Origin of the sequence: Vibrio zhugei (assembly GCF_003716875.1) — a bacterium.
Classification (GTDB): domain Bacteria; phylum Pseudomonadota; class Gammaproteobacteria; order Enterobacterales; family Vibrionaceae; genus Vibrio; species Vibrio zhugei.
The window spans coordinates 2,546,396-2,566,931 of the sequence record NZ_CP033078.1 but is presented as its reverse complement, the minus strand read 5'-3'; the positions used below and the strand labels follow the sequence as shown (position 1 = coordinate 2,566,931).

General features: G+C 46.6%; 21 protein-coding genes. 17 read left to right on the top strand and 4 right to left on the bottom strand.

Annotation, left to right across the window (positions count from 1 at the left end):
- Positions 1–8 precede the first annotated feature (8 nt).
- Together EAE30_RS17075 and EAE30_RS17070 are read right to left on the bottom strand one after the other, a co-directional pair.
- Positions 9–488, bottom strand: a complete 480-nt coding sequence (locus EAE30_RS17075; protein WP_123016996.1) for a TIGR02444 family protein — start codon at positions 486–488, stop codon at positions 9–11.
- On the bottom strand, positions 488–2,413 hold the full coding sequence (locus EAE30_RS17070) for an ABC transporter ATP-binding protein (protein ID WP_123016995.1): 1,926 nt from the start codon (positions 2,411–2,413) through the stop codon (positions 488–490). Before EAE30_RS17070 ends, EAE30_RS17075 begins: the two co-directional genes overlap by 1 nt.
- A gap of 126 nt (positions 2,414–2,539) precedes the next feature.
- Here EAE30_RS17070 and kefG point away from each other — a divergent pair, with 126 nt between their 5' ends.
- From kefG to motX, 7 genes are all read left to right on the top strand, one after another.
- The gene (gene kefG, locus EAE30_RS17065; RefSeq protein ID WP_123016994.1) at positions 2,540–3,100 is read left to right on the top strand and encodes a glutathione-regulated potassium-efflux system ancillary protein KefG; all 561 of its coding nucleotides are present in this window, start codon (positions 2,540–2,542) and stop codon (positions 3,098–3,100) included.
- A gap of 8 nt (positions 3,101–3,108) precedes the next feature.
- A complete protein-coding gene (kefB, locus tag EAE30_RS17060; RefSeq protein ID WP_123016993.1) occupies positions 3,109–4,914 on the top strand; it encodes a glutathione-regulated potassium-efflux system protein KefB in 1,806 nt (601 codons plus the stop codon).
- A 7-nt stretch (positions 4,915–4,921) separates the two neighbouring features.
- Positions 4,922–5,122: a YheV family putative zinc ribbon protein gene (locus tag EAE30_RS17055; RefSeq protein ID WP_123016992.1), complete on the top strand. Its 201-nt coding sequence runs from the start codon at positions 4,922–4,924 to the stop codon at positions 5,120–5,122.
- A 97-nt stretch (positions 5,123–5,219) separates the two neighbouring features.
- Positions 5,220–5,720, top strand: a complete 501-nt coding sequence (slyD, locus tag EAE30_RS17050; protein ID WP_123016991.1) for a peptidylprolyl isomerase — start codon at positions 5,220–5,222, stop codon at positions 5,718–5,720.
- Between the two features lie 127 nt (positions 5,721–5,847).
- Positions 5,848–6,789, top strand: a complete 942-nt coding sequence (locus EAE30_RS17045; RefSeq protein WP_123016990.1) for an isoaspartyl peptidase/L-asparaginase family protein — start codon at positions 5,848–5,850, stop codon at positions 6,787–6,789.
- 126 nt (positions 6,790–6,915) lie between these two features.
- A complete protein-coding gene (locus EAE30_RS17040; protein WP_123016989.1) occupies positions 6,916–8,214 on the top strand; it encodes an adenylosuccinate synthase in 1,299 nt (432 codons plus the stop codon).
- Positions 8,215–8,422: 208 nt separating this feature from the next.
- Positions 8,423–9,067, top strand: a complete 645-nt coding sequence (gene motX, locus EAE30_RS17035; RefSeq protein WP_123016988.1) for a flagellar protein MotX — start codon at positions 8,423–8,425, stop codon at positions 9,065–9,067.
- A 55-nt stretch (positions 9,068–9,122) separates the two neighbouring features.
- On the opposite strand, the gene EAE30_RS17030 is transcribed toward motX, so the two are convergent.
- Positions 9,123–10,901, bottom strand: a complete 1,779-nt coding sequence (locus tag EAE30_RS17030) for an ABC transporter ATP-binding protein (protein ID WP_123016987.1) — start codon at positions 10,899–10,901, stop codon at positions 9,123–9,125.
- Positions 10,888–12,636, bottom strand: coding sequence for an ABC transporter ATP-binding protein (locus EAE30_RS17025; RefSeq protein ID WP_123016986.1), 1,749 nt, complete (start codon positions 12,634–12,636; stop codon positions 10,888–10,890). Before EAE30_RS17025 ends, EAE30_RS17030 begins: the two co-directional genes overlap by 14 nt.
- Before the next feature lie 262 nt (positions 12,637–12,898).
- Here EAE30_RS17025 and rnr point away from each other — a divergent pair, with 262 nt between their 5' ends.
- The 10 genes from rnr to rpsC all read left to right on the top strand — a co-directional run bounded on the left by rnr (position 12,899) and on the right by rpsC (position 20,532).
- Positions 12,899–15,328: a ribonuclease R gene (gene rnr, locus EAE30_RS17020; RefSeq protein WP_123016985.1), complete on the top strand. Its 2,430-nt coding sequence runs from the start codon at positions 12,899–12,901 to the stop codon at positions 15,326–15,328.
- A 7-nt stretch (positions 15,329–15,335) separates the two neighbouring features.
- Positions 15,336–16,073, top strand: coding sequence for a 23S rRNA (guanosine(2251)-2'-O)-methyltransferase RlmB (rlmB, locus tag EAE30_RS17015; protein ID WP_123016984.1), 738 nt, complete (start codon positions 15,336–15,338; stop codon positions 16,071–16,073).
- 393 nt (positions 16,074–16,466) lie between these two features.
- Positions 16,467–16,778, top strand: coding sequence for a 30S ribosomal protein S10 (gene rpsJ / locus EAE30_RS17010; RefSeq protein ID WP_004736761.1), 312 nt, complete (start codon positions 16,467–16,469; stop codon positions 16,776–16,778).
- 14 nt (positions 16,779–16,792) lie between these two features.
- Positions 16,793–17,422 carry a 50S ribosomal protein L3 gene (rplC, locus tag EAE30_RS17005; protein ID WP_123016983.1) on the top strand — a complete coding sequence of 210 codons (630 nt, stop codon included), beginning with the start codon at positions 16,793–16,795 and terminating at the stop codon, positions 17,420–17,422.
- Positions 17,423–17,438: 16 nt separating this feature from the next.
- On the top strand, positions 17,439–18,041 hold the full coding sequence (gene rplD / locus EAE30_RS17000) for a 50S ribosomal protein L4 (RefSeq protein ID WP_123016982.1): 603 nt from the start codon (positions 17,439–17,441) through the stop codon (positions 18,039–18,041).
- Complete coding sequence (rplW, locus tag EAE30_RS16995) at positions 18,038–18,340, top strand: 50S ribosomal protein L23 (protein ID WP_077314066.1); 303 nt, start codon at positions 18,038–18,040, stop codon at positions 18,338–18,340. The genes rplD and rplW overlap by 4 nt, the downstream gene beginning before the upstream one ends.
- 16 nt (positions 18,341–18,356) lie before the next feature.
- The gene (gene rplB / locus EAE30_RS16990) at positions 18,357–19,181 is read left to right on the top strand and encodes a 50S ribosomal protein L2 (protein ID WP_123016981.1); all 825 of its coding nucleotides are present in this window, start codon (positions 18,357–18,359) and stop codon (positions 19,179–19,181) included.
- 20 nt (positions 19,182–19,201) lie between these two features.
- On the top strand, positions 19,202–19,480 hold the full coding sequence (gene rpsS, locus EAE30_RS16985; protein ID WP_026959667.1) for a 30S ribosomal protein S19: 279 nt from the start codon (positions 19,202–19,204) through the stop codon (positions 19,478–19,480).
- A gap of 10 nt (positions 19,481–19,490) precedes the next feature.
- The gene (gene rplV, locus EAE30_RS16980) at positions 19,491–19,823 is read left to right on the top strand and encodes a 50S ribosomal protein L22 (RefSeq protein WP_077314062.1); all 333 of its coding nucleotides are present in this window, start codon (positions 19,491–19,493) and stop codon (positions 19,821–19,823) included.
- 19 nt (positions 19,824–19,842) lie between these two features.
- Positions 19,843–20,532: a 30S ribosomal protein S3 gene (rpsC, locus tag EAE30_RS16975; RefSeq protein WP_123016980.1), complete on the top strand. Its 690-nt coding sequence runs from the start codon at positions 19,843–19,845 to the stop codon at positions 20,530–20,532.
- Positions 20,533–20,536: the final 4 nt, after the last annotated feature.

Sequence of the window (20,536 nt, the reverse complement as noted above, 5' to 3'; positions counted from 1 at the left end):
ACCTTAGGTTAAGGGGTGTGATAATGAGCCTGTACGGGTTGTATAAAAATACGGGCTAAACGTTCTGCACCTAATTGTAGACAATATTGCTCGACGAGTTGTGGCGTCTCACAGGGATTGAGCTCTAACGTATTGATACAGTTGACGAGCGCCGTTTGTTGCTGCTTCTCCAGTTGCAGTTCGAAATGGAGGGTTTCTTTATATAAAGCATCACTCACTTGTGCTTTGAGTTTACGTCTAAGATCACGATAGTCTCGCAGTAACGCGTCAATATGTGTCAAACTGTGGGTCAGTGTGCTCCAATCTTGGGGAGCGAACGTCAACTGTGCTTCATCAAGCCATTTGAGTGTGAGTAGCAAGTTGACGTTACCATGGAAATGATTTTGTAAGTGTAAACAGGCCTCTTTGATCTCTCGCGCACTGTAATATTGCAAGCTGAATTGCCAAAGTTGATCCAGTGTTAAAAGAGGTCGCGTCTGTTTATTCATTACTGATTGTATTCCTTCTCCATGGCCTCAAGGGCTTCTTGTTGCATCATCCACTCCATCTCGACTTCTTCCAGCGCCGATTTACTGGTGGCTTGTTGGGCGAGAATGTCGGTCAATTTGGCTTTATTTGCAACGTCATACAGTTGTGCATCAGACAGCGCTTCTTCAGCGTCCGCTATTTGTGCATTCAATGTATCGAGCTTGCTTTCCAGTTGTGTCAGCTTTTTGCGAATTGGCCCGGTTTGTTTACGAAACTCGGCATCGCGACGTTTCTGCTCTTTTTTCGCCGCGGCGCTATTGCCCGTGTCTTTATCGGGGTTACTGTTGGAATCCGCGACTTCTTTGCGCGCGATTTTTTGTTGGTCGGTGAGCCATTTGTAGTAATCATTCAAGTCCCCATCGAATGGGACCACTTGTTGATCATGGACAAGATAGAGGTCATCCGTAGTGGCTCGCAATAAATAGCGATCATGGCTAACGATCACCATTGCCCCTTCATAACTTTGCAACGCCATCGTAAGAGCTTGACGCATGTCCAAATCTAAGTGGTTAGTCGGTTCATCGAGCAATAATAAGTTGGGTTTTTGCCAGACTAACAAGGCCAAGACTAAACGCGCTTTTTCTCCGCCAGAAAATGGGCCAACCGGGTCTAACGCTTTGTCTCCCTGAAATCCAAAGCTTCCCAGATAATCACGCAATTGCTGCTCGGTGTGATGGCTGGCGATTTGCATCAGGTGCTGTAACGGCGTTTCTTCAGGATGCAATGTTTCCAGTTGATGCTGAGCAAAATAGCCAATTTTGACCCCTTGAGAATAACTCAATTCGCCCGCTTGAGGCGCTAGGTCATTGGAGAGTAACTTGATGAGCGTGGATTTACCGGCGCCATTGCGTCCGAGTAACCCAATTCGGCTTCCTGGGACTAAGTTAAAACGAATATTTTTGAGAATCAGTGTATCGCCATATCCTGCATGCACTTCGTCCATCATGATAATAGGATTTGGCAGCGCATCCGGTTCGCGAAACTCGAAGGTAAAGGGATTATCGAATTGGGCGGGTAACACTTTTTCCATTTTTTCGAGGGCTTTAATACGACTCTGAGCTTGGCGAGCTTTAGACGCTTTATAGCGGAAGCGGTCAATGTAGCTTTGCATATGCGACATTTGCTTCTTTTGTTTCTCGTACATGGCTTGCTGCAGCATCAGTTTTTGCGCACGTTGCGTTTCAAACGACGAGTAGTTACCGGTGTACTCATTGAGTTGTTGGTTCTCGATTTGCACAATACGGTTAACAATGGGGTCAAGAAAATCTCGGTCGTGAGAAATAATGATGAGCGTACCTGGGTAGTTTTGTAGCCAGCGTTCCAGCCACATGACGGCATCCAGATCCAAGTGGTTGGTTGGCTCATCGAGCAAGAGAAGATCCGAGCGACATAACAAGGCTTGTGCGAGGTTGAGTCGCATCCGCCATCCGCCCGAGAATTGAGTTAAATGCCATTGCATTTTCTCTTGGCTAAAACCGAGGCCATCAAGTAATTCGGCTGCGCGGGCATTGATGCTGTAGCCGCCAATGGTTTCCATCTTGCCGTGCAGCTCAGCAACACGGTGGCCGTTATTTTCGAGGTTCGCTTGTTCCAGATCTTGCTCTAGACGACGATATTCGCGATCGCCATCGATCACGTAATCGAGCGCGGTACGTTCTAATGCAGGGGTTTCTTGCGCAACCCAAGCCAGTTCCCATTGTGTAGGTTGGCTTAAGCTCCCGCCATCGAGAGATAATTCATCTTTGAGTAAGGCAAATAATGTGGATTTACCACAACCGTTCTTGCCAACAAGGCCGACTTTGTCGCCGGGATGAATGGTGGCAGATGCCCCATCAAGCAGCGGTTTACCGCCACGAAGTAACTGTATGTCTGAGAAGATAATCATATAGGTTGCTTGTCCTCGAAATTGCGCAAGGAATAGTAGGGGTTCTCAGGATAAATGTCGATCATTATACAAATTGAGTTATGATACAAATGACTTGAAAAACATGTTAGGGAAAGGGAATTAGGTATGACTGAGTCGCACTCTTCGGCAAAACCTTTGCCAAAAATACTGATCATCTATGCTCATCCTGATCCGGATCAGTCTGTTGCGAATAAAATATTGATTCGCAAAGCACGTCAGTTAGAGCATGTCACGATCGTTGATTTGTATGCGACATATCCCGATTTTTTTATTGATGTGCACACCGAGCATCAACGGCTCTTATCTCATGATGTGATTGTGTTCCAACACCCATTGTATATGTACTCATGTCCATCGCTATTGAAAGAATGGATTGATTGTGTCCTTGGTAAAGGGTTTGCGTTTGGTGACTACAGTGCGCTGCAAGGTAAATACTGGCGCCATGTGATCACCACTGGTGGACGGGAAGACGCCTTCAGTACTAGGGGTTATAACCGCTTTACCATCCATGATTTATTACGTCCGTTTGAAATTACCTCTGCATTATGCCGAACTCATTGGATTGAACCTTTTGTTTTATATTGGGCGCGTAATGTCTCCGATCTGGAACGTTACCAACAAGCCGAGCGTTATAAAAGTTGGCTCGATAACCCTGAATTGATCTAGGAGAGAGAATGGCAACATCAACAACAGAGTTGCTCCAAAGCGGCTCGATTTTTTTAGCCGCGGCCGTTATTGCTGTGCCGTTTGCACAGCGCTTGGGGTTAGGTTCGGTCATTGGCTATCTATTGGCTGGAGTGGCGATTGGACCGTGGGGGCTGAGCCTTATCAGTGATGTCGAAGCCATTCTGCATTTTGCTGAATTTGGCGTGGTCTTATTGTTATTTCTCATTGGATTGGAATTAAACCCGAAACAGCTATGGAAAATGCGGATTCCTATTCTTGGGATGGGCGGCGCGCAGGTTGTCATTACGACTGGGGTCTTGTCGAGTATTGCTTACACCGTCGGGTTAGATTGGCGTACCAGTTTAGTGATTGGTATGGGCTTGGCGTTATCCTCGACTGCGATTGCCCTGCGAGTGATTGATGAACAAGAATTATCGCGCACAGAGACCGGACAAACTGGCTTTTCCGTCTTATTGTTTCAAGACATCGCGGTCATCCCGATGCTGGCTTTGATGCCGGCGTTAGCTGGCGTCGAGGGCGGAAGTTGGTTAGATGGTTTGTGGATGATTCTCGGCATTATTGGCTTGATGGTCGGTGGCCATTATCTATTGAGTCCGATTTTTCGCTATATCATCGTGACTGGGGTTCGTGAGCTCTTTACCGTCGCATCGTTATTGTTGGTCATCGGCATTGCGCTCATGATGGAACAACTTGGTTTGTCTATGGCATTAGGCGCCTTTATTGCCGGTGTGCTACTGGCTGAAAGCGAGTTTCGTCACGAGCTTGAAGTCGCGATTGAACCCTTTAAAGGCTTGCTCTTAGGGCTGTTTTTTATCGCGATTGGTATGTCAGTCGATCTCGGGTTGCTATTGGTTCATCCGTGGATGATTGTGTGCTCTGTGCTGCTCTTGGTTGCGATCAAAGGGGGCGTTCTTTATCTTCTGGCTCGAATCGCAGGAACCGGCTCAGGGGCGCGAAGTAAAATGGCCGCGATTTTGAGCCAAGGCGGAGAATTTGCTTTTGTTATCTTTACTGCGGCCCAAGCGAACCATTTGCTCTCGAAAGACCAGGTGGATTATTTGCTCGTGATTGTGAGCCTATCCATGGTTACCACTCCGTTACTGCTCAAAGCTCAACAATATTGGTTATCACGCCAACTCAATCACCAAGATGACAATGATCTCTACCACGATGTGCAAGATAAAGAACCTCGTGTCATCATTGCGGGATTTGGCCGTTTTGGTCAGGTGATTGGTCGTCTATTGTACGCCAATAAAATTAAGCTGACGGTTTTAGAAAGCGATGCTGGGCAGATCAAATTATTACGTAAGTTTGGTTATAAGGTGTTCTATGGGGATGCCTCAAGCTTAGAGTTATTACGTGCGGCGGGGGCCGACAAGGCAGAGGCGATCATTATTTGTACCGATGTGCCTGAAGAGGTACTGAATATCGTCAACTTATGCCAACAACATTTCCCGAACTTAAAAATATTAGCGCGTGCTCGCAGTCGGGTTGAGGCCTATCAGTTGATCAATCGGGATGTCTCTGGATATTCACGAGAGACTTTTCTCGGTGCGCTTGATTTAGGTCGTAAAGCTCTGATTGCATTAGGGATGCACCCATATCAAGCGCGGCGTGCGGAAAATCACTTTGAACGTCTTGATACTGCGATGTTGACTCAATTGTTACCTCATCAGGACGGAGACAAAAAAGTGTCACTACGAGCCAAAGCGGCACGCAAAGAGTTGGAAGAAATTTTTGGGCGTGAAATGGAAAGTGATCGCCGTGCTTTTGGTCAATGGGATGAGGAGTAAAGAGACCATGACATTGAAAAAACGTTTTATTGCTGGTGCTAATTGTCCGAGTTGCCATGCTCAGGATACGCTGCAGTGGTGGATAGAAAATAATATAGAAATGGTTGAATGTGTCGAATGTCACCATCGAGATCAGCGTGTTCCTAAACAAGCACAGGGCTCGAAACACACTCAAGAGCACATGATTGGGATTTTTAAGCCAGAATAATTGAGATTCTTGTGAGGATCTTCATAATACCCTTTATCTAATCTATGCTTTAGCTGACAATGAAGGCTAAACAAAAAATCGACTCTTTGGAGCTGTTATGAAAATTGAAAACGATGTGGTAGCAAGTCTGGCTTACCAAGTAAAACTCGAAGACGGTGTGGTTGTGGATCAATCAACAACGGAAGCTCCATTGGATTACCTACACGGTAAAGGTAATTTAATCGTTGGTCTAGAACGTGAACTTGAAGGTAAACAAGCAGGGGACTCATTCTCTGTCACTATTTCACCTGAAGATGCGTATGGTGAGCACAGCGACATGCTTGTACAACGTGTTCCTGCCGATGTATTCCAAGGCGTTGATGAAATCGAAGTGGGCATGCGTTTCCTAGCTGATACTGACCAAGGTCCAGTGCCTGTTGAAATCACGGAAGTGGATGGTGACGAAGTGGTGGTTGATGGTAACCACATGCTGGCAGGTAAAACACTGACATTTGATGTGGAAGTGGTCGCGGTACGCGCTGCAACAGAAGAAGAAATCGCTCATGGTCATACTCACCAAGATGGTGGCCATGTACACGATGAAAACTGCTCTCACTAATGATTGATAGCGCGCGCCTTCTGGGCCGTGTTGTTATCTGAATGAGTCAGAGATGAAGCGCAAACGAGCTTGGCTTAGTTTGCGCTTTTTTTATAGATAAACCGGATTCGATGAATAGGACGTGATGATGGCAAAACCTTTTTCTATTGCGATTCACGGTGGGGCTGGCACCATCCTTCGCGAAAAAATGACCCAAGCGCTGCACGATGAGTTTCTATTGCAATTGGAAGCCTCGTTGTGTGCGGGCCAAGCGGTATTAGCGCAAGGTGGTAGCGCGGTGGATGCCGTGGTCAGTGCGGTCACTGTATTAGAAGATTCGCCTTTATTTAATGCGGGTAGAGGATCTGTGATGACCAGTCAAGAAATGGTCGAGATGGATGCGGCCATAATGGAAGGACGTGCGCACAATGTTGGTGCCATTGCTGGAGTCAGACATATCAAAAACCCGATACAACTGGCTCGGCAAGTCATGCAAGACAGTGAGCATGTCTTTTTGATAGGGGATGGCGCGGAAGCCTTTGCATTCAAGCAAGGGTATGTCTTTACCGAACAAGATTACTTTTTTACCGAGCGCCGATATGAACAGTTAATGAGAGTGCGGCAGGCCGGTCAATGTGCGCTTTCTGAATCTGAATACCCAGATGATGATAAACATGGCACGGTTGGCGCTGTCGCACTTGATCAGCAAGGCAATTTGGCAGCAGCGACAAGCACGGGCGGTATCACCAATAAACAGTATGGACGGGTGGGGGATTCTCCCCTGATTGGCGCTGGCACTTTTGCAGAAAATGGCAACGTGGCCGTGTCTTGCACGGGAATGGGCGAATTCTTCATACGTAAAATGGTGGCTGGGGATGTGGCCGCCCGCATGCGCTATTTAGGGGAAGATGTGGCGACCGCTTGTGATTCCATCATACACGGTGAATTGAAACGCATGGGGGGGGAAGGGGGCTTAGTGGCGATGGACGCCAATGGCCAGGCACATTTTTCGATGAATAGTTCAGGAATGTATCGTGGCGCAATCGATACCCTTGGAAATATGGTAATAAAAATCTATGCAGATGAATAAGTTACCAAAACATAACCAAAAGTAATAAATAACGTGTTTTTATGACTTATTTTTGCTTAAAAAGTGACTGCATCGCCTATCGATCAGTGCTAGAATCCTTTTTTAACTAGCAATCAGACTGGAAAAATGGGAAATAATGTAGTCGTCCTCGGCACTCAATGGGGTGACGAAGGAAAAGGAAAAATCGTTGATCTTCTCACCGAAGATGCGAAATACGTCGTTCGTTATCAAGGAGGCCACAATGCGGGTCATACACTTGTTATCGATGGTGAAAAAACCGTCCTCCACCTTATTCCATCAGGTATCCTTCATAAAAACGTAAAATGCATTATCGGTAATGGCGTGGTTGTATCGCCAGATGCCATGTTGCATGAAATGAAAGAACTTGAAGAGCGTGGCGTTCCTGTCCGTGAAAACCTTTATATTTCTGAAGCCTGCCCGTTAATACTGCCATATCACATAGCCTTAGATCAGGCTCGTGAAGCGGCGTTAGGTAAGAAAGCGATTGGTACAACTGGACGTGGTATCGGCCCTGCCTACGAAGATAAAGTGGCTCGTCGTGGTTTACGTGTTGGCGATCTGGCTAACAAAGAAACCTTTGCTGAAAAGCTAAAAACGGTGATGGAATATCATAACTTCCAACTTGAACACTTCTATAAAGTGGCGCCAGTGAGTTATGAAGAAGTCCTTGAACAAGCGATGAGCTATGCGGATTTATTGACATCCATGGTTATTGATGTGACCGATGAACTGGATGGTGCTCGTAAACGTGGTGATAAAATCATGTTTGAAGGCGCGCAAGGAACCTTGCTTGATATCGACCACGGTACTTACCCTTATGTAACATCGTCAAATACCACCGCTGGTGGCGTTGCTGCTGGTTCAGGTTTTGGTCCTGCGCATTTAGGTTACATTTGCGGTATCGTAAAAGCGTACTGTACCCGTGTTGGTGCTGGTCCATTCCCAACAGAATTATCCGATGATGTTGGCCATCACTTAGGAACTAAAGGTGCCGAGTTTGGTGCGACAACTGGCCGTCAACGTCGTTGTGGTTGGTTTGATGCGGTAGCACTACGTCGTGCCGTGCAAATTAACTCAGTGACGGGTTTCTGCTTAACTAAGCTTGATGTACTCGATGGTTTAGAAGAAGTGAAAATTTGTACTGGCTACCAACTTGAAGACGGTACGGTGCTGGAAGTGTCTCCACTTGCGGCTGATGCATACGAAAACATTACTCCGATTTATGAAACTCTGCCAGGTTGGTCGGATACTACGTTTGGTGTGACATCTATTGACGGACTTCCTCAAGCAGCGCTAGATTATATCAAGCGCATTGAAGAACTCACTGGCGTTCCTGTAGATATGATTTCTACTGGCCCAGACCGCCGTGAAACCATCATTAAGTTCCACCCATTTGACGCTTAATGAGACGTTCATTTAACAAAAACCGACTTACGAGTCGGTTTTTTTGTCACTATACTTAGGATCATTGGTTACGAATGGCAAAGAATTGCCGCCAAACGACAAGTTTTGCCTAAAGAGATGGCCAGTTTGGTCGATAAAAGTAACAGGTTAGCCAGTATGCCATCGCATACTTTAAATCAAAGGCTAGTTATGAACTAAGAGTGCAGCAATGAAGCTACGATTTGTCGCGGCTTCGCTGATGTTGGGCCTGTACGTCTCATTATCGGGTGCGAAAGCAAACGAAATCGGTGATGTCGGTAAGCCGGTACCAATCTACAGCGAATCTGAGCTCATCAGATTGATTGAGCAGAATAAACACTTACAACGTGTCAAAGCGGATAAATGCCAATTGGTCGAGGATATTATTGCTCGCGCCACGCGCATCAATTTGCCCTCGTATGAGTTCCTGTATGGCGATATGTTGTCGTGGGGAGTATGCGTTGATAAGAATGTCGAACTCGGATTGTATTACATCAAAAGTGCTGCGCATCAAGGTTTGCCTGCGGCATTAGAACGTGTGGGCAGTTATTACGCGCATGGTACGTTTGTGCAGCAAGACCGTGAACGGGCCATCCCCTATTTAAGGGAAGCCGCCGGAATGGGGGATCTCAATGCGAGAATTCAGTTGGCTGAGCTGTTACTGCGTGATTACGGCAGCCCGCTGGACTATGAAGATGCGTATCGTTGGTTATATAACTCAGTGACAGATAATCAGCGTCAACACAAGCGGATTGCTTTACTGCGCCAAGGGTTGGAGCAGCGCATGCCACAGAATATTATTGCCCGCGCGAAACGCGAACAAACCTATTGGTAGTTAGCAGGGATTCGGCCCTGCTAACGACAACATTTCCCATGTTTTTTACTGTGAATTACCCCGCCGCTAACGCGACTTTTTGCTCTTGCTGTTGCAGTTCATACATCGCCCGGTAACGACCGTGTTCAATCGCCATCAAAGCTTGGTGATCCCCTTGTTCAATCAGCTCTCCATCGTCTAATACGAGAATGGTATCCGCATTTCGAATGGTTGACAGGCGATGTGCCACGACAATCATCGTGACGCGACCATACAAATTATTTAACGCCTTTTGTACCACTTGTTCGGTTTCACTATCGACGTTGGCGGTGGCTTCGTCGAGTAATAAAATTTTCGGAGAGGCGACCAGCGCACGTGCGATGATTAACTGTTGTCGCTGACCGGTAGAGAGGCGCGATCCTCCCTCACCAAGATGGGTTTGGTAGCCATCAGGCATGGCGACAATCACCTCATGCAAGTGTGCTTCTCGAGCGGCGACTTCGACTTGTTGCTGAGTAAATTCTCTTCCCATGGAAATATTCTCGAAAATGCTCGCAGAGAGAATAAACGGATCTTGGGGAATAAATCCCACTCCTTGTCTTAGCATGTCATGACTGAATTCTTGCAACGGGTGACCTTCGATTCGAACACTGCCCGTTTGTGGCTGATAAAAATTCAACAACAAGCTAAGTAAGGTACTTTTACCGCTGCCCGTATGCCCGACCACGGCAAAAAATTGCCCAGCAGGAATGTCGATATTGATATCTTTAAGTACGGGCTTATCCGGGTTATAGCCAAAGGACACCTGATTAAGAGTGATGTGTCCCTGAGTCAGTTGAGCATGCGAGTCAGGATTTTCTAGCAGCGTCGGCTCGCTAAGCAGGGTGTTGACACGGCTGCCTGCGACCATCGCTTGTTGATACAAACTGAACTGCTGCGCGATCTCCATCAGAGGTTGAGTAAATCGGCCGAGATAATTGAGATAGGCGTACAACACCCCAATTTCCGTCACTCCTTGCACGACTTTGATACCAAAAAACCAGACAATCGCAGCCGTCACCACCACACTCATGAGGTTGATGGCGGGTCGCAATAAGAAGCTGGCGATGGTCATGGTTTTCAAGCGGGTGCGATAGTGACGATCGTTAATACGATTGAATTGTTTGAGTTTAGGATCTTGTTGATTGGTCGATTGAATCACCGCCATACCGCCAATCGATTCGCTAATGGTCGCGTTGATATCGGAACGGAGTTGACGGCTTTCTGCGACGACGTCCCCACTTAAGCGTTGATAGATATAAATGATCAAAGCCACGGCTGGCATTAACGCTAAAGCAACCAGCATGAGCTGTACATCCAAGATGGCCATGGCAACTAAAATACCAAATAGCATGATGACGTTGGAGACAACGTTGGAGAGAAATTGCACATACACATCTTTGATCGATTCAGTGTCATTGGTGATGCGACTGACTAATTGGCCGGTACGCGCATAATCAAAATAGGCCATCGGCAAACTTAACACGTGATGAAATGCCCGCTTACGAATATCCAATACCGCATTCAGCGCTAAATCGACAAACTTCAGAGTTTGCTGATATTTGAGCAGAGTGGACAGCACAATGCTCAATACATACAGCAGCGTAATGCCAATCACCGGCCATTTGGGGTAGGTGTCGGGGATGATAAAATTATCAATAAATACTTTGGATATCATTGGGCCAACCACATCCAGCGCGGTGGCAAATACCACCAGTGTTAATGCTTTATATAATAGGGGTTTGTCTTGAAACACATAGCCGATCAGTAAGCTAAACGCTCCGGAAGTGTGTTTTCCATGATTATTCTTCGTCATGATAGTCCTTATCTAACGCTTGCTTCATTTGTTGATACGCGACCATTTGAGAATACCAACCATTGCTTTGACTGAGTTGTTGATGGGTGCCCCGTTCGGCAATTCTACCGTGGGAGAGCACGATAATTTCATTGGCGTGTTCAATCGCAGAGAGGCGGTGAGTCACGATGATGACACTTTGCGATTCCCGTTGTTTTAAATGGCGAATAATGGTCTGCTCGGTACCCACATCGACGGCGGATAACGCATCATCCAAAATTAGAATGGCGGCGTCACTGATGAGAGCACGCGCAATCGAGACACGTTGTCTTTGCCCGCCAGATAACGTGACACCTCGTTCGCCGACTAAGGTGTGATAGCCTTCTGGAAACTGCACAATGTCATCATGAATGGCGGCTAGCCTAGCGGCTTCATAGATGTCTTCGTCACTGGCGTCAGGTTTCCCCATCCGAATGTTTTCTAAAATTGAGGTACTGAATAAAAAGGCATCTTGTGGCACGTAGGCAAATTGTTCGCGCAGCGCATGTAACGAGAGTTCTCGCAAAGGGATGTCGTTGAGTGTGATCACGCCGTTTTCGACTTCCCAATAACGCATTAATAATTGTAATAAGGTCGACTTACCTGCTCCGGTTGGCCCCGCAATGCCCAGAACCCGTTGCTCTGGTAGTGTGACATTGATATCGACCAAGCTGGGTTGCCGAGTCTCGGGATAGGTGAATGTCAGCGACTCAATGGCGATTTCATGGCCATGCGGAGTAAGTTGACCAGTATCTTCAATCGTATCGGGCAGTGACAGTAGTTCGTATAAACGGCCGATTGCGGCGTTGCCGCGCTGGAGAATATTCATGAGCCAGCCAAAGGCAAACATCGGCCAAATCAATTGTGATAAATACAAACTAAAACTGGTTAGTTGCCCGACGGTTAACTGATCTTGATGAATCAGCCACCCGCCCATTAGCAGGGTCAGTAGCATTGAGGAGCCCAAGCTGACTTGAATCACGGGATCAAATTTAGCTTCTGAGCGCTCCACATGATAATTGCTGTGTGCCGCTTGCTCAGCGATATGATCAAATTGCTGCTTTTCAATTTCTTCACGACCCATCGCTTTGATCATTCTCACTCCCACGATGGCTTGCTGAGTTTGTTCGTTCAACGTCGAGAATTTATCTAGGGTATCGCGAAATTGATGATGAATCGTGCTGGATAAACGATAGAAGAAAACGCCCATGAAGGGGAAAGGGATCAATGCGACTGTGGCTAAACGCCAATCAATAAAGACAAACATCATAATGACGACGAGAATGAACGTACTCATACCATCAAAACCAGAGAGTATTCCTTCCCCGGCCGCCGACTCCACCGCATCGATATCATTGGTGGCTCGAGCCATTAAATCGCCGGTTGAGTGGGCACTATAAAAGGCTTGGCCTTGCTTGGTTAATCGTTGATAAAACTGCCGACGGAAAAGGTTAGCGAGATGAAAAGAGGTACCAAATAAAAGTCGTCGCCATCCATAGCGCAGTAAGTAGATCGCAATACCACAGAGTAAAAGAATGATGAGGTAGTGTCGGGTATTGTCCATGCTGTGGGTCGCAAGAATTTGATCCACTGAGCGGCCGATGACCCAAGGGATTGCCATATTCAGCAGTCCGACGATAAATAGCATCGTGAGCGCGAGCGAATAGGTATGCCAATAGCGCCGGAAAAACCAGCCTAAGCGTTGGAAAAGTAGCATAAGGTGTCCATTCCTTCGATAAGATGTTATTGTAGTCAGTTAGATGTAGCACCACCATAGATATGAATTTGAGTATTCGCCCACGGGTTTCAACATCATGTTTCGACACCGACATAGGCATTTAAGTGACTATGGTATGCTAGTTAGAGTAACATTTTTTATACAGCTGTATCAGGTTTTTCTATCAGTAACTGTAGCTTAGGCATTGACTCAGATATACTAACAACAGCTTCCTTCCTATCAAGCACAATTAGGCCAATCTATGTCAGAGAAGACCAATCAAGACCCATTTGCTGAGCGCGAATCGCAGAATTACGAGAACCCTATTCCAAGTCGAGAATACATTCTTGAATTCTTAAGACAGGCGAACGTTCCCATGAACCGCAACGATCTCTTTGCCGCATTAGAGCTGCAAGGGGAAGATCATTACGAAGGTTTACGCCGTCGTTTACGCGCCATGGAGCGTGATGGGCAACTGGTGTTCACTCGTCGCCAGTGTTACGTCTTACCAGAAAAACTCGAGCTGGTTAAAGGCTATGTCATCGGACATCGTGATGGTTTTGGCTGGGTACGTCCTGAGGGCAGCATTGGTAAAGACAACGACATTCTACTGCCGCACCACCAAATGAAAACCATTATCCATGGCGATTATGTTTTGGTTCAGCCATCAGGAACGGATAAACGAGGTCGTAAAGAAGGTCGCTTGATTCGAATTTTGGAAGCCAGAAATGGACAAATTGTTGGACGTTTCTTCTTCGAACAAGGCTGCTCATATGTTGTGCCAGATGATTCACGTATCCATCAGGATATTTTGATCCCCGATGAGAAACGCGCGGGTGCGCGTATGGGCAATGTGGTGGTGATAGAGATCACCGATCGTGGTGCACGTAATCGCAGCATGATGGGGAAAGTTGTGGAAGTGCTTGGCGAAAATATGGCGCCAGGGATGGAAACTCAAATTGCGATTCATACCCATCAGATTCCGTGTGAATGGCCCGAGGAAGTGACCAAGCAAATCGCCCATCTTGGTGAAGAGGTTCCGGAAGAGGCGAAGAAAGGCCGAGTAGATTTACGTGATTTACCCTTAGTCACGATTGATGGTGAAGATGCGCGCGATTTTGATGATGCGGTGTATTGTGAAGCGAAAAAAGGCGGTGGCTGGCGCTTATGGGTCGCCATCGCTGACGTGAGTTATTATGTTCGTCCTGGGACGGCACTTGATAAAGAAGCGATCAACCGGGGTAACTCAGTGTATTTCCCTTCACAAGTGGTCCCTATGTTGCCTGAAGTGTTATCCAATGGCTTATGTTCATTGAATCCGCAGGTCGACCGTTTGTGTATGGTGTGCGAAATGACCATCTCTGAAGCGGGCAAACTTTCTGGTTATAAGCATTACGAAGCCGTCATGAATTCTCATGCACGCCTGACGTACAACAAAGTGTCGCACATCTTGCAAGGTGATGAAGACCTGCGTGAGCGCTATCAATCGGTTGTGCCTCACTTAGAAGAGCTCTACCGTATGTACGGTGTGTTGAAAAAAGCCCGAGATGCTCGCGGTGCGATTGAATTTGAAACGGTCGAAACGAAATTTATTTTTAATGCTGAGCGTAAAATTGATCGTATCGAGCCCGTGGTTCGTAACGATGCGCATAAGATCATCGAAGAATGCATGATTTTAGCCAATATCGCGTCTGCCTCTCTCGTCGAAAAAGCCAAAGAACCGGCGTTATATCGAATTCATGAATCTCCCGGAGAGCAACGCTTGGTCGGGTTCCGTGACTTTTTGAGCGAGCTAGGACTGAACTTGGCGGGAGGCTTGGAGCCATCGCCAACCGATTATGCGGACTTAATGCATCAAATTGGCGAACGTCCAGATAAAGAATTGATCCAAACGATGCTGCTGCGCTCAATGAAGCAAGCGGTGTATAATGCCGACAATTGTGGACACTTTGGATTGGCGTTGAAACGGTACGCGCACTTTACTTCGCCGATTCGTCGTTACCCTGATCTCTTATTGCACCGTGCTATCAAATATCTGATTGCCAAGGAAAAGGGACAGAACCAAGACCGTTGGACGCCAACAGGCGGGTATCATTACTCATTTGATGATATGGACTTCTATGGGGAACAGTGTTCAACAACAGAGCGCCGTGCTGACGACGCCACTCGCGATGTGTCCGATTGGCTGAAATGTGAATACATGCAAGACCACGTCGGTGAAGTTCTTGATGGGGTGATTGCCAATGTGACAGGATTTGGCTTTTTCGTCCGTTTGTCTGAACTCCATATTGATGGCTTAGTGCATATCTCGTCACTGGCGAACGATTACTATCATTTTGATCCAGTAGGACAGCGACTAAAAGGTGAGTCATTTGGTGCCATTTATCGCTTAGGGGATAGTGTCAAAGTGAAAGTCCAAGCGGTGAACCTCGATGACCGCCAAATTGATTTCGCGCTGGAAGGCACGGAACGTAAAGCGCGAGGCGAGGGGAAAACCGCGAAGAAACGGGTGGCGGAAGCCAAAGCCAAAGCGAAAAATAAGAAAGTCGCTTCTAAAGGTAAAGCGGTACCGGCAGTCGAGCCACCAAAGCGCCCAGAAGATAACGCCGAACGTAAGCGTAAAAAAACGAAAGCCTCAAAAGCTCGAAAAAATAAAGCCCGCAGTAAGCCGGCAAAGCAAGCAAAGAAATAGGTAAACGATGAGTAACGAACTGATTTATGGTATCCATGCCATTAAAGCGGTATTAGAGCGTGATCCCGCACGTTTTATTGAAGCATATGTTTTAAAAGGCCGTCAGGATGATCGTCTATTACCCGTACTAAATGAGCTCACAAGTATTGGTGTCTCGATTCAAGAAATGAATCGTAAGACACTTGATGATCGTGCCAAAGGCGCGAATCACCAAGGCGTTATTGCAAAAGTGAAGCCGGCGAAGGTATTGAATGAAAACGACTTAGATACCATTCTAGCGACGCAGCCGTCCCCTTTACTGTTAGTTCTCGATGGCGTTACCGATCCACACAACCTCGGTGCTTGCCTGCGTAATGCGGATGCAGCAGGGGTTGCAGCCGTCATTGTACCGAAAGATAAATCAGCGCCATTGAATGCGACCGTCAGCAAAGTTGCCTGTGGCGCAGCTGAGACGGTTCCTTTGATTCGTGTCACCAATCTCGCTCGGACAATGCGCGCCTTACAAGAGCAGGGTGTGTGGTTTGTCGGAACCGCTGGTGAAGCGACACACGATGTGTACCAGACTGACTTAACTGGGTCTTTAGCCATCGTTATGGGGGCAGAAGGCGACGGTATGCGTCGGCTGACTCGTGAAACGTGTGATGACTTGATTAAGATCCCGATGGCGGGCACGGTATCAAGCTTAAATGTCTCCGTTGCCACGGGTGTGTGCTTATTTGAAGCGGTACGTCAACGCTCAGCGTAGCTTATTCGGTCTTTATCGAGCACAAACAGCGCGATGTCTCATCGCGCTGTTTGTGGTTAATAGAAGAGATAACAATAAGATTCGTATATTTTTCACACACCGCTTGCAAGCCAGATCGATATCTGTATAATGCACCGCACTGGCTTAAGTCAGTTGTGAACCAATGAGCGGCGAGGAGCCATATAATCTCAGTATTTATTGGGTAATGTATACTCTGCTTAAGTTCGCAGTTAATAATTACTAGATAACTAACTTATCTTTTTTTGTTAGCTGACAATGTGTCCAATTAGGACGCTACGGTTTCACATAAATCAATCGACATTCTCTCACGCTAAGTGGGTTAGAGTGGCGATATTGTTTGTGTAATTTTTATAAATATTGGAGCTCTGTCTCATGCAGAACCAACGCATCCGTATCCGCTTGAAAGCTTTCGATTACAAACTAATCGACGCTTCTACCGCGGAAATCGTTGAAACAGCTAAACGTACCGGCGCACAGGTTCGTGGTCCTATTCCACTGCCTACTCGTAAAGAGCGTTTCACTGTTCTTACTTCTCCACACGTAAACAAAGATGCGCGTGACCAGTACGAAATCCGTACTCACAAGCGTCTGATCGACATCGTTGAACCGACTGACAAGACTGTTGATGCTCTGATGCGTCTTGATCTTGCTGCTGGTGTAGATGTTCAAATCAGCCTAGGTTAAGGGGAGTTAGAATAATGATTGGTCTAGTCGGACGTAAAGTGGGTATGACCCGCGTATTTACTGAAGAAGGCGTTTCTATCCCAGTAACAGTAGTTGAGGTTGAAGCGAACCGTGTAACTCAAGTGAAATCACTTGAAACAGATGGTTATGCAGCAATCCAAATTACTGCTGGTGATAAGAAAGCTAGCCGCGTATCTAAGCCTGAAGCTGGTCACTTTGCGAAAGCAGGTGTTGAAGCTGGCCGCGGTCTTTGGGAATTCCGTTTAGAAAACGGTGAAGAGTTCGAAGTTGGTGCTGAACTGACTGTTGAACTGTTCAATGAAATTAAAAAAGTAGACGTTACTGGTTCATCTAAAGGTAAAGGTTTCCAAGGCGCTGTTAAGCGTTGGAACTTCCGTACTCAAGATGCGACTCACGGTAACTCCTTGTCTCACCGCGCTCCTGGTTCTATCGGTCAATGTCAGACTCCAGGTCGTGTATTTAAAGGCAAGAAAATGGCAGGTCAAATGGGTAATGAGCGTGTAACGACTCAAAACCTAGAGATCGTACGTGTTGACGCTGAGCGTAACTTACTTCTTATCAGAGGTGCAGTTCCAGGCTCAACAGGCGGTAACGTGATCGTAAAACCAGCTGTAAAAGCATAACGTCTAGGAGTAAGTAATGGAATTGATGGTTAAAGGTGCTGATGCACTAACTGTTTCCGAAACTACTTTCGGACGTGAGTTCAACGAAGCTCTTGTACACCAAGTAGTTGTTGCGTATGCAGCAGGTGCTCGTCAAGGTACTCGTGCTCAAAAGACACGTTCAGAAGTTTCTGGCGGCGGCGCTAAGCCATGGCGTCAAAAAGGTACTGGCCGTGCTCGTGCTGGTACAATCCGTAGCCCGATCTGGCGTACAGGTGGTGTTACTTTTGCTGCGAAACCACAAGATCACAGCCAAAAAGTAAACAAAAAAATGTACCGCGGTGCTATGAAGAGCATTCTTTCTGAGTTGGTTCGTCAAGAGCGTTTAATCGTTGTTGATAACTTCACAGTAGAAGCTCCAAAAACTAAAGAGCTAGTAGCTAAGCTTAAAGAACATGAGCTTAACGACGTTCTTGTCGTTACTGGCGAAGTAGACGAGAATCTATTCTTAGCTGCTCGTAACCTTTACAAAGTTGACGTGCGTGACGTTTCTGGTATCGATCCGGTAAGCCTAATCGCATTTGACAAGGTTCTAATGACTGCGTCTGCAGTTAAGCAAGTTGAGGAGATGCTGGCATGATTCGTGAAGAGCGTCTACTAAAAGTTTTGCGTGCTCCGCACATCTCTGAAAAAGCTACTATGGCTGCAGAGAAAGCGAACACTATCGTTTTCACAGTTGCAATTGACTCCACTAAAAAAGAAATCAAAGCTGCTGTAGAAAAACTATTTGAAGTTGAAGTTAAGTCTGTAAACACTCTTATCACTAAGGGTAAGACCAAACGTCAAGGTCTACGCCAAGGTCGCCGTAGCGACGTTAAAAAAGCGTACGTTACTTTGAATGAAGGTCAGGATCTTGACTTTGTTGGCGGCGCGGAATAACAGGAGTAGTTGAAAAATGGCTATTGTTAAATGTAAGCCGACTTCGGCTGGTCGTCGTCACGTTGTTAAAATCGTAAATGCTGACCTTTACAAAGGTAAGCCTTACGCACCTCTTTTAGAGAAAAACTCTAAAAACGGTGGTCGTAACAACAACGGTCGAATTACAGTTCGTCATATCGGTGGTGGTCACAAGCAACATTACCGTGTGATTGATTTTAAACGTACTAAAGATGGTATCCCTGCAACGGTTGAACGTATTGAATACGATCCAAACCGTAGTGCGAACATCGCTCTAGTACTATATAAAGACGGTGAACGTCGTTACATCATTGCACCTAAAGGCGTAAAAGCTGGTGACCAAGTTCAATCTGGCGTTGATGCACCAATCAAAGCGGGTAACGCTTTGCCAATGCGCAACATCCCAGTAGGTTCAACAGTACATAACGTTGAACTAAAACCTGGTAAAGGTGCACAGATCGCACGTTCAGCTGGTGCCTATGTACAAATCGTTGCTCGCGACGGTGCGTATGTAACACTTCGTCTACGTTCTGGCGAAATGCGTAAAGTTCTGTCTGAATGCCGTGCAACTATCGGTGAAGTAGGCAACCACGAACACATGCTTCGTGAACTTGGTAAAGCTGGTGCTAGCCGCTGGCGCGGTGTTCGTCCTACCGTTCGCGGTGTGGTAATGAACCCTGTTGATCACCCACACGGTGGTGGTGAAGGTCGTACTTCTGGTGGCCGTCATCCAGTATCTCCATGGGGTGTTCCTACTAAAGGCTTTAAGACCCGTAAGAACAAACGCACTGACAAGTACATCGTACGTCGTCGTAATAAGTAATCTATTAAAGAGGATAAGCCATGCCACGTTCTCTCAAGAAAGGTCCATTTATTGACCTACACTTGCTGAAGAAGGTAGAGAAAGCGGTGGAAAGCGGAGACAAGAAGCCTTTAAAGACTTGGTCCCGTCGTTCAATGATCATTCCACAAATGATTGGTTTGACCATCGCTGTCCATAATGGTCGTCAACACGTGCCAGTTTTCGTAACTGACGAGATGATCGGTCACAAACTGGGCGAATTCGCACCTACTCGTACTTACCGCGGTCATGCTGCGGATAAGAAAGCTAAGAAGAAGTAAGGAGTAAATAATGGAAGCTTTAGCTAAACATAACTTTGCTCGCATTTCTCCTCAGAAAGCTCGCTTAGTAGCAGATCTTATTCGCGGTAAAAGCGTAGATCAGGCTCTAGAAACGCTAACTTTCAGCAACAAAAAAGCGGCTGAATTAGTGAAAAAAGTTCTAGAGTCAGCAATCGCTAACGCGGAACACAACGAAGGTGCTGACATTGACGATCTACGTGTCGCTAAAATCTTCGTAGATGAGGGCCCTATCATGAAGCGTATTATGCCTCGTGCTAAAGGTCGTGCGGATCGTATCTTGAAGCGTTCAAGCCACATTACTGTGGTTGTCGCAGATCGCTAAGAGACTAGGAGAGTAAGCAATGGGTCAGAAAGTACATCCAAATGGTATTCGTCTTGGCATCGTTAAGCCTTGGAATGCTACATGGTTTGCTAATACCAATGAGTTCGCTGACAACCTAGACGGCGATTTCAAGGTACGTCAATTCCTCACTAAGGAATTGTCAAAAGCGTCTGTATCACGCATCGTTATCGAGCGTCCTGCGAAGAGCATCCGTGTGACTATTCACACTGCTCGTCCAGGTGTTGTTATCGGTAAGAAAGGCGAAGACGTTGAGAAGCTACGCACAGCTGTAGCTAAAATCGCAGGTGTACCAGCGCAAATTAATATCGCTGAAGTACGTAAGCCTGAATTAGACGGTCAACTAGTTGCTGATGGCATCGCCTCTCAGCTAGAGCGTCGTGTTATGTTCCGTCGTGCTATGAAGCGCGCGGTACAAAATGCAATGCGTCTAGGTGCTAAGGGTATCAAAGTTGAAGTAAGTGGTCGTCTAGGCGGCGCTGAAATCGCACGTACAGAATGGTATCGTGAAGGCCGTGTGCCTCTACATACTCTGCGTGCAGACATTGATTACGCGACTTCTTCTGCTCACACTCAATATGGTGTGATTGGTGTTAAAGTTTGGATCTTCAAAGGTGAGATTCTAGGCGGTATGCCAGTTGCTGAACCTAAGAGTGAAAAGCCTAAGAAGCAGCGTAAAGGCCGTAAGTAAGGAG